The sequence below is a fragment of the Streptomyces sp. ISL-99 genome (genome assembly GCF_018614005.1).
GTDB lineage: Bacteria > Actinomycetota > Actinomycetes > Streptomycetales > Streptomycetaceae > Streptomyces > Streptomyces flavidovirens.
Map to the genome: position 1 here is coordinate 17,926 of NZ_JAGGPC010000024.1, position 13,698 is coordinate 31,623.

Here is a 13,698-nt window from a genome sequence, read left to right on the forward strand (position 1 = left end):
ATCGCCTGATTAGATGTCACATATCGGGCGCGAAGAAGCCTTGAAACGCTGAGAAAGGGTCAGATATGACCTGACTGGCCGACAGTCGGTGTCTGCCGCAAGAGCTAACAGACGTCCGTACGGCGAGGCGGCCTGGGCGCGGCGCGGCCGTCCGTGCTCGGCTTCCCGCGCCGGTTCCCCGCCGCGGGGTCCCGAAGGGCAAGCGCCGACGCGCCCGTGAGCAGTACCCCCAGCATCAGGAACGGGGCCGCCGTGCCCGCCACTCCGGCCACCAGACCCGCCGACGCCGGGGCCGCGACCTGCCCGAGGCGGTTGCCGGTCAGGCGCAGGGCGAGCGCCGTCGAGCGCGCCTCCGGCGGGGCCGCCCGCACCACCGTCGTCATCGACAACGGCTGTCCCACACCCAGGCAGAACCCGAGGGCGCCAAGGATCAGCGCCAGCGCCCACACCGGCACGGGAAGCGCGATGCCCGCGCACAGCAGCGCGGCCAGCAGGCACGTGACGGTCATCAGTGCCGTGCGGCCGAGCAGCCGGATCATCGGCGTCATCACCAGCCGGCAGGCGATCGTCGCCGCGGCCCGCAGGCTGAGCAGCAGGCCGATGACCGAGGGGGCGATCCCCCGGTGATCACCGACGACCGGAAGGTACGCGGTGAGGATGTCGGTCGCGGAGAGCACGGCAAGGCTGATGAAGATCCCGGCCGGAACGCCGCGCGTGCGCAGGATCCGGTGGACCGGAACCTTCGCCGCCGCCTCCCCGCGCACCACGCCGTCCGCCCGGCGCTCGATCCGCCAGAGCGAGGTGAACGACACCGCCGCGAGGCCCGCCGAGACGACCAGGGCGAGCGCGCTGGTACGGGCCATCGCGCCGTCCTGGCCGGAGACCAACAGGCCTGCCGCCACCGGGCCGACGAGCTGGCCGAGGGAGGCTCCGATGGTGAAGTGACCGAAGTTGCGGTCCTGTTCGGCCGGGGCGGACTGCCGGGCGACGATCGACTGCGCGCCGATGACGAAGCAGAGGTGGCCGAGACCCATCACCCCGCTCCAGGCCGCCATCGCCGCCAGGGAGTGGCCCGTACCGCTGAGGGCGCATCCGGCGGCGATCAGGACCACACCGGCGGGCAGCAGGGGCGCGCATCGTCCGTGGTCCGTCCTGCGGCCCAGAGGTACGGCGGCGAACAGGGGAAGCAGCGCGTACACGCCCGCGATCACGCCGACCGCGCGCTCGTCCGCGCCCAGGGCGAGGGCGCGGTACGAGACGGCGGGACGCGCCATCGACACCGCCGCCTGCGCGAAGCCGAAGGCGATGACGAGGCGCAGCAGCCAGCCCCGGCCGGTCGTCCCCCCGCCGCGCATCAGATGATGCCGAAGACGATTCCGGCGCCGAGCACCACCAGCGAGGTGAGCGCCGCCCACTTGACGGTGAACTTCGTGTGGTCGCCGAACTCCACCTTGGCCATGCCGACCAGGACGTACACGGCCGGAACGAGCGGGCTCGACATGTGCAGTGCCTGGCCGACGAGCGAGGCGCGGGCGATCTCCAGCGACGACACACCGTGCGCCGCGCCGGCTTCGGCGAGTACGGGCAGTACGCCGAAGTAGAAGCCGTCGTTCGACATGAAGTACGTGAGCGGGAGGCTCAGGAGGCCGGTGACGATCGCCATGTGCGGGCCCATGCCCTCGGGGATCGCGCCGACGAGCCAGTCCGCCATGTGCTTGACCATGCCGGTGCCGGTGAGGACGCCGGTGAAGACGGCGGCGGCGAAGACCATGCCGGCGACGTTGAGGACGTTGTCGGCGTGGGCGGCGATGCGGGCCTTCTGGTCGGTCATGTTGGGGTAGTTGACCGTGAGGGCGAGGGCCGCGCCGATGAGGAAGAGGACCGGGATCGGCAGCAGCTCCAGGATCATCGCGGCGAGCAGTACGACGGTGAGCCCGGCGTTGAACCAGTAGAGCCTGGGCCGCAGGGTCGGACGGTTGGGGTCGAGCCCCTGGAAGCCCCCGCCGTCGGCGGCGTACGCCGGACCGGCGTCCGCGTCGGTGCCCGCGCCCGAACCGGCGCCGCCGCCGCCAAGGCTCTTGCGCGGCTCGGTGCCACCGCCACCCGCGGTGACGAGGACCTCGGGCTCCGCCTCGACCACCTCGTCCAGCGTGAGGTACCCCAGCCGCTTGCGCTCCCGCCGCCCCAGCACGTACGCCAGGACGAAGACGAAGGCCAGGCCCACGGCGAGCGCCGGGATCATCGGTACGAAGATGTCCGCCGCGTCCAGCTTCAGCGCCGTGGCGGCGCGGGCGGTCGGCCCGCCCCACGGGAGGGTGTTCATGACGCCGTTCGCCGTGGCGGCGACGCCGGTCATCACGACCAGGCTCATCCCGAGCCGCTTGTACAGCGGGTACATCGCCGAGACGGTGATCATGAAGGTGGTCGAGCCGTCGCCGTCGAGCGAGACGATGGCGGCGAGCACGGCCGTTCCCACCACGATCCGCATCGGGTCGGCCTTGCAGAAGCGCAGGATGCCGCGCACGATCGGGTCGAAGAGACCCACGTCGATCATCACGCCGAAGTACACGATGGCGAACATCAGCATCGCGGCGGTCGGCGCGAGATTTCCGACGCCTTCGAGGACGTAGTCCCCGAGCTTGGCGCCCTGTCCTACCAGCACACAGAAGAGTGCCGGGATCAGCACGAGCGCCGCGATCGGCGACATCTTCTTCATCATGATCAGGACCAGGAAGGTCGCGATCATGACGAATCCGAGGATTGTCAGCATTTGGGGTACCTAACGTTCGCCCTTGAACTCCCACCAGACCAGGCGGTTCGTTGACGTTAGGTCCCGTTCCGACGCGTTAACAAGATGTTGACGAGCGAGCAATAAGCGCAAAACCCCAGGTCACGATATGGGTGTTACGTCGACGGGAAATCCGTTGAGCACCGCGGTGCCCGACAGCGGGTCCAGTCGGCTCCCGTCGAGGAGCTGGTTGACGTTGACTCCGGGGCTGGCCGCCGCGACGGCCATCCGGGCGCCCTCCCGGTCGTGCCCCCAGCCGTGCGGCAGGCTCACCACTCCGGCCCGCACCGCGTCCGTCACCTCCACCGGAACCTCCAGTTCCCCTCCCTCCGCGCTGATGCGGGCGCCCCCGCCGTCCGTGAGGCCGAGGCGCGCCGCGTCGTCCGGGTGGACCTGGAGGGTGCAGCGGTTGCTGCCGCCGTTGAGCGACGGGATGTTGTGCAACCAGCTGTTGTTGGACCGCAGGTGGCGGCGGCCGACCAGCACCAGCCCGGCCCCGGGCCGCTCGTCGAGCGCCCGCCGCAGCCGCGGCAGGTCGGCGGCGATGGGCCCTGGCAGCAGCTCCACCTTCCCGCTGCGGGTCTTGAGGACCTGCGGGAGGCGCGGCTTGAGCGGGCCGAGGTCGACGCCGTGCGGGTTCGCCAGCAGATCCTCCAGCACCAGGTCGTACGGACCCAGGCGCAGCATCAGGTCGAGGCGCCTTTCCGGCCCGCCGCGCCCGGCGAGCAGAGCGGCGAGGTGCTCGGGGTCGCCGCCGTGGAGGGGCGAGTGCGGTTCGGCGACGGCCTTGGTGAGGGCGCGCTCGATGACGAGATCGTCGACGGCGGACGGGTCGGCGCCGTGCATGCCGCTCACCGCGAGGATCAGCCGGGCGTGGATCTCGCTCTCGTCCATGCGTCCGCCCTCCAGGGGGACGGCGGGCGGGCTGTAACGCGCCTGGTTGCGCACGGCGAAGGCATTGAAAGCGAAGTCGAAGTGAGCGCTCTGGGACGGCGGCGGAGGAGGAAGGACGACGTCGGCGTGGAGTGAGGTCTCGTTGAGGTACGGGTCGACGCTGACCATGAAGTCGAGGTGCTCGCTCAGGGCGCGGTCCAGGCGGAGTCCGTCGGGCGCGGAGAGCACGGGGTTGGCGGCGATGGCGATGAGCGCGCGCACCCGCCCCTCCCCCGGTGTGTCGATCTCCTCGGCGAGCGCGGCCAGCGGCAGCTCGCCCTTGGCCTCGGGATGTCCGCCGACCCGGCTCCTCCAGCGGCCGAGCGCGAAACCCTTGCCGGGTCCGGCGGGGCGCGGCGAAGGCGCGGTGGCGGAGAGCGGGAAGAGCGCGCCGCCGGGGCGGTCGAGATTGCCGGTGATGATGTTCAGTACGTCGACGAGCCAGTTGGCCAGGGTCCCGAACTCGACGGTGGAGCTGCCGACCCGGCCGTACACGGCCGCGGTGGGCGCGGCGGCGAGCCCACGGGCCAGCAGCCGTATCTCGTCGGCGGGGACGTCGCAGGCCGCCGCCACGGCCTCCGGCGTGAAGTCCCGTACGGCTTCGCGGACTTCGGCCAGACCCTCGACCTGCTCCTCCAGGACACCCAGGTCGGTCAGCTTCTCCTCGAAGAGGACCTGGGCGAGCGCCGCAAGCAGCAGCGCGTCCGTACCGGGCCTGATCGGGACGTGCCGGTCGGCGATCTTCGCGGTGCGGGTGCGGCGCGGATCGACGACGACGAGCGTGCCGCCGCGACGGCGCAGCGCCTTGAGCTTGCCGGGGAAGTCGGGTGCGGTGCACAGACTCCCGTTCGAATCCAGCGGGTTGGCGCCGAGGAGCAGCAGATGGTCCGTACGGTCCAGGTCGGGCACCGGGATGGCGAGCGGGTCGCCGAAGAGCAGGCCGCTGGACACGTGCTTGGGCATCTGGTCGACGGTGCTGGCCGTGAAGAGGCTCCGCGTGCGCAGCAGGGAGAGCAGTACGGGCGGGTAGAGCGCGCCGGCCATGGTGTGGACGTTGGGGTTGCCGAGTACGACGCCGACGGAGCCCGGCCCGTACTCCTCGATCAGGGGCCGCATCCGGGCGGCGACGAGGTCGAATGCCTCGCTCCACGTCGCCTCCTGGAGGGTGCCGTCCTTGCGGACGAGTGGTCCGGTCAGCCGGTCGGGGTCGGAGTCGACTTCCGCGAAGGAGGCGCCCTTGGGGCAGATGAACCCCTGGCTGAAGACATCGTCGCGGTCGCCGCGCGCGCCGGTGACCTTGGTGCCCTCGATGGTGAGGGTCAGGCCGCAGGTGGCTTCGCAGAGGGGGCAGACGCGCAGGGCGGTACGGGGCGCTGTGGCTTCGTCTTGACCGGACATGGGGCCCTCCAGGGGCGGCGACGGTGGCGCGCGGGCACAGCCGAGCATACCGACCGGTAGGCATGGCGGGGAGTGTCAGTCGAAGACAATCAGACCGTTGACGGTCGCGACCGCCAGGCCGCCGGCCGGACGACCCACCGCCAGCCCCGTGCAGGACGACGGCAGCTCGATCCGCCGGAGCACCTCCCCGCCGAACACCCCCACCACGGCCAGGTCGCGGCCGCCCGCGACGGCGTACTCGGCGCCGCCGGGCAGCAGGAGGGCGTGCCGCACGGTCATTCCGCCGGGCGGTGTGTGGTGGACGAGGACCCCGGCCTTCCGCCCCGGCGGCGGCGGACCGTCGCGGCCCGGGCGCCGCAGGCCCGTCGCGGGGACCGGCCGCGCTCCCTCCGGGGCGGTCCGCAGTGTCTCCGGCAGGAACACCGAGGTGCCGTTCCGGCAGACCACCACGAGGCGGTCCCCGCCCCGCCCCCGCGCGGACATCACCTCCACCACCTCACCGGCGGCGATCCAACTGCGGGACCAGACCCCGCTGTCGACGTCGACGACGCGCAACCGCCCGGGTTCCACCTCCGCGACGGCGAGCCTGCGCTTCCCGCAGCGCACCACGCCTGCTCCGCCCACATCGAGGAGACCGGTTGCTTCCCGCCGGGTCCGTTTCACCACCCAGTCGTTCATCAGCGGGCCGTGCGCGACGTCGTGGACGGCGAAGAGCCCCTTGCGCAGGCCGCACATGAGCAGCGCGTCCGCGTCCCCGCTCTCCTCCGGCACCACCGAGAACACGTCCTCTCCATGGCCGTGCGGTACGGGGACCCTCAGCGGCACTCCGTAGGTCCGCAGCGCGTCGGGGTCCTCCACGTCCCAGTACTCGAGTACGCCCCGGTCGCTCAGCGAGAAGAGCAGCGAGCGCGGCGGGCGCCCCGGCGAGCGCCACCGGACCGACACCAGCTGTTCAAGGCCGCTGTCGCACACGGACCGCAGCCTGCGCAGCAGCGTGCCGTCGGCCGCGTCCTGCACCCACAGCGGTCCGACCGCCGCCGCGGAGACGACCACCTCCCGCCCGGCGTGCGACGCCATCGCCACGGTGGCGATGTGCGGCACCTCCTGGACCGCTTCTTCCACCTCCCACTTGCCCCGGCCGGTGCGCAGCCGCCACACGTCGCCGTCGTCGTCGCCGCAGACCACCCCGTCCGTCGCGGTACGGAGCGAACAGACCGGGACAGGCATGCGCTGCTCCCAGCACGGCGCCGGCGTGTCGCCGCCGAGCCGCCACACCGCGAGCCGGTGGTCGTCGCCGGCGGTGATGAGCCGGAGCCCTTCCGGTGTCCGGGTGAACGCCACAGCACCGATGTGCCCCTGGTGAGCGGGGACCGGGGCACCGAGCGGCCGGCATGCGGGCAGCGACCAGAGCCGGAACGTGCCGTCGTCGCGGGCGACGGCGAGCCGTCCCGAACCGTCGGGCGCGAGCGCGACGCCCGTCGCCCAGGACGGCTCGCGCGCACCGCCGGGCCCTTGGGCGTACCAGCGGCCGTGCGTGACGTCCCAGCAGTGGATCCGTCCGGATCCGCCGGTGGCCACCACCACGTCACGGCCACCGATCCGGCCCGCGCACACCGCGGTCACGAGGTCGGGGACCTTGAACTCCTGTTCCGCCACGACGAGTCCGCCGTCGAGCACCAGGACCCGGCACTGCCCGCCCGCGTCGCCCGTCACCACCAGGTCCCGGCCGTCCGCCGCCCCACCGAGGGCCGCGCACATCCTCAGCCGGTCCCGGTAGAGCAGTGCGGGCGGCAGGCGGCGGCGCCAGAGTTCGCGGCGGCGTTCCAGATCCCAGCACCGCAGTTCGCGGTCCTCCCCCACCGTGACGACCGCCGGGGCCCCGCCCGGTCCCCGTACCTCGCCCAACGCGAGGATGGGGCCGTCGTGGGCGTCGAAGTCGTACGCGTCCGCCGCGTGCTCGGTCGGCCAGACCCGGATGATCCCGTCGGAACCGCCCACGCAGAGCCCGGCCGACGCCTCGGCCACCTGGGACGCCGCGTGCGCGTACTCCTTGCCGCCGACGCGCTCGCCGGACACCAGGTCGTACAACTGGAGCCCGCGCTCGGACCCTTGTACGGACACGCAGTGCAGCGATCCGAGCCGGAAGGCCGCGAGCCGTACGTCGCCGCGCGGGCCGATCCGCAGGGGCGTTCCGATGGGCCGCCCGCTGTCCAGGTCGATCCGGTGCAGCGTGCCGCTCCGCGTCGCGGCGGCGACCAGCCACTGGCTGTCGGCCTGATGGACCGCCAGCGAGACAACGGGCTCGGGCGCGGTGAGGAGCGTACGTACCGGTTCCCCGCCGTCGAACGCGGTGAGCCGTACCGTGCCGTCGTCACCCGAGCTCACCAGGAGCCTGCCGAGCGGATGCGGATCGACCACTTCCATCGCACGCACCGCTCCCTGATGCACCGCGCGAAGTCGCTTCTCGCTCCCCGCGACGAGCGCCCAGTGCCTGACCACGTCTCCGTCGGCGCAGCCGAACAGGAAGGCTCCGCCCGGGAACGCGCCGGGGGCCGCGCATGCCGTGATGGGCGCTCCCGCGTCGTAGACCGCCAGCAGCTGGCCGCTTCGCTGCCGCTGACGCTCGGCGTACCGCTCCAGTTCGTAGTCGGAGGCGTCCCTGCGCCCGCGTCTGGTGAGCCCGCGCAGCACCGGCGCCTCGGTGAGTGCGTAGATCAGGGCCCTGGGCCCCTGGAAACACAGAGCGGCGACGACGGCCTTGCCCCACGTGCCGCCGACGGCGATCCGGTCCGGAGTGAACAGTCCGTGCTCCGGCAACGAGGGGTCCCACCGCGGGTACTGCAAGTTGTCGTCCGTCAGCAGCGGCGGCAGCCGCCAGGTCGTGATCCCGCCGTCCCGGTCGCACACGGACAGCAGACGCGCCGGGTCCAGCCGGTCCTTGTAGAGGTCCACCGACATCACCGCCGCACAGGCCCCGACCTGGGGAACCGCCGTCCAGCGCCGGAACAGCTCGCCGGACAGCGAGCCGGGCATCGTCGTCCGTTCCCCCGATTCCAGGTCCCAGCTCTCCACCCCGCTGCCACGTACCTGCCCCCCGACGAACGCTCCCCCGCCCCCCGCCAGCGACGCCACCGCCCCGTTCCCCGCGACCAGTCCCGGATACGTCCGCTCCCCCTTGTTGGGGTTCCACGACGCCCACCGCGCCCGCCACGGCAGCGCCGACCCGTCCCGCGCCCGGTCGCAGGAGTCGGCCAGTGTCCGGGCCCCGCGGCACAGCGCGGCCAGCCGCAGCCTCGCCCGGATCTCGGGGCTGCCGCCGCTGCCGGCCTGGGCCCGCAGCAGGCGCTCCAGTTCTCGTACGGCCTGCCCCGCCCGGCGCCCCGGCCGGGTGCGCAACTGCGGTAGCGCGGACATCAGTTGACCGGGATCAGAGGCCAGTACGTACTCCGCGTCCTGCACCAGGGCGTCGAGCTCCCCGCCCTCGGCGGCGTGCAGCGCGAGGTAGCGCCGCAGGTAGGGGTGGGCCGACTGCCAGCTCTGGTCCGGCCTGTCCTCGACGGTCCGCCGCAGTACGCCGGTGATGGTCCGCTGCACGGCCCGCGCGTCGCGCCCTTCCCGTAAGTACTCGATGAGCGCCCGGTGGTAGAGGCGGTAGACCGAGCCACCGTTCTCGACGCTCTCCACCACGTACGACCCGGCCGCCTCGCGGAGCCAGACGATGTCCTCGTCGCCGTAGTCCCGCCCCGCCACCGCCGCCGCGAGCCGCGGCCAGACGCCCGCCCAGGGCAGCCCGGCGCCCTGGGAGTAGGCCAGCGGCAGCAGCAGGTCACGGGCCCGCCCGGCCTGGGCACCGAGGCGCTGGCTCAGGTCGCGTTCCATGGCGTCACCGGGCAGCCGGGGCAGTGCGTCGCGCCAGCGCTGGTCGTACGGATCGGGTGCGCGGACCTCCCTGGCGATGGTGCGCGCGGTGATCCTGGCGACCAGGAACGAGCGGCCGGCGGCGGTGGCGACGGCGTCCGCGACGGCGTCCACGCGCGCGCCGTCGGCGCGGGCGAGCACGGAGCCGGGGACGGTCAGCAGTTTCCTGGTGTACGCGCGGACCGCCGCCGGGTCGGCATAGCGGGGCTCGTCGAGATTGATGCGCAGAGCGGTGGGCGGCAGCCGGTCGGCGACATGGCGGCGGGCTCCGACCAGCAGCCGCAGGGGCAGGCCGAGGCCCGGTTCGAGGAGCGGCAACAGGAGTTCGTCCGTGACCTCGCGCGGGGCGAGGGCCTCGTCGACGGAGTCGACGAGGACGACCAGCGGGGCGGTCCGGGTCTGCAGGGCCGCGATGAGGGCGCCGACGGACTCGGCGTCGCACTCGGCGGCCGCGGAGATCGCGTCGAGGACCTGCCGGGTGGACTTGTGGCTGGCGTGTACGGCCGCGTCGATGGCGCCGGGGTCCGGGATGGCGTCGGCGGGCAGATCGTCCAGGGGGACCGCCGCGCGCCGGACCGGGTCGGCGAGCAGAGCCGCCATGCCGAGCACCGAGGACTTGCCGGAGCCGGGATCGCCGGTGACGACGGACAGCCGGTCGGCGGGCCGGCCGGAGGCCAGCCACCCGGCCAGGTCGCGGAGTACCTGATGCCGGCCGGTGAAGTCCCAGACCTCTTCGGCCGGTACGTCCGTGCCCCGCGCCCGCGGCAGGAAGTGACCGAGGAGTTCGGCCTCCCGGGCGGTACGCTCCCGGCTCCTGAGGGAGATGACGCGGTCGATCTCGTCGAGCTTGAGATCAGCCGTGTCGGGGACGTACCGGGGGTTGGGCAGGAAGTCGGGGATGGCCGCCGAGACATGGGTGACGGTCCACACCGGCCGCTGCCAGTCCGGGACTTCGGGGTCATCGCTGATGGCGGCCATGACGTGTTCGAGGCTGATCGACGCGGGTGCGTTGCCCGCGGTGGCCCTGCTGCGCACCGCGCGGTCGAAGGCCGCCGACAGGGCCCCTGGCCGGGTGTACTCCTTGCGCCGGGACGAGGAGACGAGGGCCAGGCCCGTACCGGTCGACTCGGTGGCGGGCGTGCGGTAGCGGCGTACCTGGAGCGCGGTGTGCAGGGCGTCGTCCCCGCCCGCCTCGGCGTGGCAGGCGTCGAGGAGCAGCAGGACCCGTTCCAGCGGGGTGCCTTCCCACACCTGGGCGATCAGGTCCTCGGTACGCAGCGCGGAGCCGCGCAGGTCGTCCGGGTCGCTGTCGGACAGCAGCAGGTGGTGGGCGCCGCTGTCCGGGGAGACGACTCCGTGGGCGGCGATGTAGCAGACGAGGTAGTCGTCGGGGCGTCGCTCGCCGGAGCGGGCGAAGGCGCGCAGCGCCCGGGTCAGTTCGTCCCGGCCGGGGCCGAGGCCGACCGCCGCCGCCTTCTCGTAGCCGAGTTCGCCGAGGAAGAGCCCCTCGACGCGCCGTACGTCGTCGGCGAGCTGCGGGGTGTCGAGTTCGGGGTGGCCGGCGATCCGCGGGACGGCGGTGGCCAGCAGGTACCGGCGCGCCGGGACGCCGCCGCGCGCCGCGCCGCGCGGCCCGCCGTCAGAGGAGGCCGCAGCCACGGGCCACCGCCCGGCCGGCCCCGTCCGTGGACAGGTACCGGGTGGCGTCGTGGGCGCGTGATCCGTTGTGCACCAGCTGTCCTTCGACGCGGTCGCCGAAGAGCGGCCGCAGGTCCTTCACCAGGGCGACGACGTCTCCCGCGTCCGCGAGGTTCGTCCAGTCGGTGACGGGGCCGGGCCAGTCACCGGGCGCGCCGCCGGTGGGCAGCCGGAGCCGGTCGTACACGAGATTGCGGATACCGAGCGGTGAGCCGAGGGTGAGCAGGGAACGTACGGACCATTCGGGGTGGGCCGCGAGCGCCTCGTACGCGACGACGCTGCCCAGCGAGTGGCCGATCACCACCTGCGTGCGGTCGGTCACGGCGGCGGCGACTCGCTGCTGCACGCGGGCGTACGTGTCCTGGTCGCAGAGGTAGCCGCGCACCTGCTTGAGGTCGGCGATCAGGCCGCGCATGGCCAGACCGGCGAAGAACCGCGACCGGCTGAGCGCGTCGAGGGCCATCTGTACGGAGCGCGGGGTGCGGGCGAGCGTCCGGGCCTGTGGCGGTACTACGGCGCTGTCGGTACGGGCCGCCTCCTCCCACAGCGCGAACAGGAGCTCGGCCTCGTACGCGTCGTCCCCTGCGTCGTCCACGTCGGAGGCGTCCCAGGGCGGGTCCTGCGCCGCGAGTACGCGCCCCGGCGGACGGAACAGGTCTCCGTAGAAGACACACGAGACGTCTGCGGGGGCGAGAGCGGAGCCGGCGGCCGATACCCCCGCGCGGGTCAGTCCGTCGGCGATGGCGGCGCACCAGCGCAGGTGCTGGTCCCGCTCCCCGCTGAACTGCTGGCCTATTCCGTGAACGCAGATCACGCGAGCCACTGGTTCCCCGTCCCCCTGTTCCCCGCCGCCTCGGCTTGTGACCTTAGCAACGGAGCTGGGCGGCGGAACCGGTCAGTCGAAGATCCGCGCCAGATAGGCGTGCAGGACGGCGCGGGTCTCCGTGATCAGGTCCGGGTCGCCCGACGGGCTCACGCGGAAGGCAAGTTGGAGCAGGGCGTCGGCGGCCTCGACCGCGACCAGGACCGTCCGGCGCAACGCCGCGTCAGGGGTGCGGCCCAGGTGACCCGAGAGGAGGTCGGTCAGGCGGTCGGTGACGCGGTAGTCGATCTCGGCGCCGGGGTCGTCCACCCGGCCCCCCACCGGGATCTGCACGCCGAAGTCGACGAGGCGGAAGCCCGGCACGGTGCGCTTCATGGCGACGTACTCGTCGAGCACGGCGTCGATGGTGCCGCGCCAGTCCTCGCCCGGCATCGCGGCGATGCGGCCGCTGATCCGCTCGGCGTAATGGTCGAGGTTGCGCTGGGCGAGGGCGTCGGCCATGGCGCGTTTGTTGCCGAAGAAGCGGTAGACGGACCCGATGGGCACGCCCGCGCGGGCGGCGACGGCCCGGGTGCTCAGCTGCTCGTAACCGGTCTCGTCGAGGAGTTGGGCGCAGGCGTCCAGTATCCGGGCGAGCCGGTCGGCACTGCGCTGCTGCACGGGGGCTCGGCGGAGCGAGTTCGTTGGGGGCACGGGTCCCATCATGCCGACGCCCCCTACGGGCATGGCACCCGTTGACGCGCGACCCTCTGGAATCCTACTGTCAACCATAGGATTCACCGTAGGTTTTCTTCGGCACCCCAGGGAGCGGACGATGAGCGGCATCGAGCAGGCGAGGAAAGCGGCTGAGGGACTGGCCCACTCCTCGGGCTTCGGCAACGAACACAGCTCGGAGGCCGTTCCGGGCGCCCTGCCGCACGGCCGCAATTCACCCCAGCGCGCACCGCTCGGGCTGTACGCCGAGCAGCTGAGCGGCTCGGCGTTCACCGAGCCACGCGCCCACAACCGGCGCTCGTGGCTGTACCGGATCAGGCCGTCGGCCGCGCACCCGCCGTTCGTACGCACCGACAACGGCAGCATCCGCACCGCGCCCTTCACCGAGACCGTCCCCGACCCGAACCGGCTGCGCTGGAACCCGCTGCCCGAGCCGGCTCCCGGCACCGACTTCCTGGCCGGTCTGTGGACGGTCGGCGGCAACGGCGACGCGACCCAGCGCACCGGCATGGCGATTCACCTGTACCACGCCAACTCCTCCATGGAGGACCGGGTGTTCAGCGACTCCGACGGCGAGCTGCTGATCGTCCCGGAGCGCGGCGGCCTGCTCCTGCGCACCGAGTTCGGACTGCTGCGCTGCGAGCCCGGCCACATCGCGCTGATCCCGCGCGGGGTGCGTTTCCGCGTCGAGCTGCTCGACGCGACCGCCCGCGGTTACGTCTGCGAGAACTACGGGCAGCCGTTCCAGCTCCCCGACCTCGGCCCGATCGGCGCCAACGGCCTCGCGAACGCCCGCGATTTCCTGGCTCCGGTGGCGGCGTACGAGGAGATCGAGGGCCCGGTGGAGGTGGTCAACAAGTTCTGCGGCAACCTCTGGTCGGCGACGTACGACCACTCGCCCCTCGACGTCGTCGCCTGGCACGGCAACCACGTCCCCTACGTCTACGACCTGCGCCGCTTCAACGTCATGGGCACCATCAGCTACGACCACCCGGACCCGTCGATCTTCACGGTCCTCACGTCGCCGTCCGACACACCGGGCCTGGCGGGCGTCGACTTCGTCGTCTTCGCGCCGCGCTGGCTGGTCGGTGAGGACACCTTCAGGCCGCCGTACTTCCACCGCAATGTGATGAGCGAGTACATGGGCCTGATCGAGGGCGCGTACGACGCGAAGGCCGAGGGCTTCGTGCCGGGCGGCGGCTCGCTGCACAACATGATGTCGGCGCACGGCCCGGACCGCGAGACCTTCGACAAGGCGAGCGCCGCCGAGCTGAAGCCGCAGAAGATCGACGACGGCCTGGCCTTTATGTTCGAGACGCGCTGGCCGGTCACGGCGACCGCGCAGGCGGCTGCCGCCGACCACCTTCAGGCGTCGTACGACGACGTGTGGCAAGGTCTGCAACGCCACTTCAGGTCGTAGTACGTA

At 72.6% G+C, this 13,698-nt stretch carries 7 protein-coding genes; 1 reads left to right on the plus strand and 6 read right to left on the minus strand.

Going from position 1 to position 13,698, the window contains the following annotated elements:
* Positions 1-104: 104 nt before the first annotated feature.
* The 6 genes from J7E91_RS15485 to J7E91_RS15510 all read right to left on the minus strand — a co-directional run bounded on the left by J7E91_RS15485 (position 105) and on the right by J7E91_RS15510 (position 12,260).
* Positions 105-1,355, minus strand: a complete 1,251-nt coding sequence (locus J7E91_RS15485; protein ID WP_214904041.1) for an MFS transporter — start codon at positions 1,353-1,355, stop codon at positions 105-107.
* Positions 1,355-2,770 (minus strand): CitMHS family transporter, encoded by a 1,416-nt coding sequence (locus J7E91_RS15490; protein WP_214904045.1) that lies wholly within the window; start codon positions 2,768-2,770, stop codon positions 1,355-1,357. The genes J7E91_RS15485 and J7E91_RS15490 overlap by 1 nt, the downstream gene beginning before the upstream one ends.
* Positions 2,771-2,890: 120 nt before the next feature.
* The gene (locus J7E91_RS15495; RefSeq protein ID WP_214904048.1) at positions 2,891-5,119 is read right to left on the minus strand and encodes a molybdopterin oxidoreductase family protein; all 2,229 of its coding nucleotides are present in this window, start codon (positions 5,117-5,119) and stop codon (positions 2,891-2,893) included.
* 75 nt (positions 5,120-5,194) lie between these two features.
* The gene (locus J7E91_RS15500; protein WP_214904051.1) at positions 5,195-10,696 is read right to left on the minus strand and encodes a caspase family protein; all 5,502 of its coding nucleotides are present in this window, start codon (positions 10,694-10,696) and stop codon (positions 5,195-5,197) included.
* A complete protein-coding gene (locus tag J7E91_RS15505; RefSeq protein ID WP_214904053.1) occupies positions 10,677-11,558 on the minus strand; it encodes a GPI inositol-deacylase in 882 nt (293 codons plus the stop codon). The genes J7E91_RS15500 and J7E91_RS15505 overlap by 20 nt, the downstream gene beginning before the upstream one ends.
* A 72-nt stretch (positions 11,559-11,630) precedes the next feature.
* Positions 11,631-12,260, minus strand: coding sequence for a TetR/AcrR family transcriptional regulator (locus J7E91_RS15510; RefSeq protein ID WP_214904124.1), 630 nt, complete (start codon positions 12,258-12,260; stop codon positions 11,631-11,633).
* A gap of 112 nt (positions 12,261-12,372) precedes the next feature.
* Here J7E91_RS15510 and hmgA point away from each other — a divergent pair, with 112 nt between their 5' ends.
* Positions 12,373-13,692 carry a homogentisate 1,2-dioxygenase gene (gene hmgA / locus J7E91_RS15515; RefSeq protein WP_214904055.1) on the plus strand — a complete coding sequence of 440 codons (1,320 nt, stop codon included), beginning with the start codon at positions 12,373-12,375 and terminating at the stop codon, positions 13,690-13,692.
* Positions 13,693-13,698 lie beyond the last annotated feature (6 nt).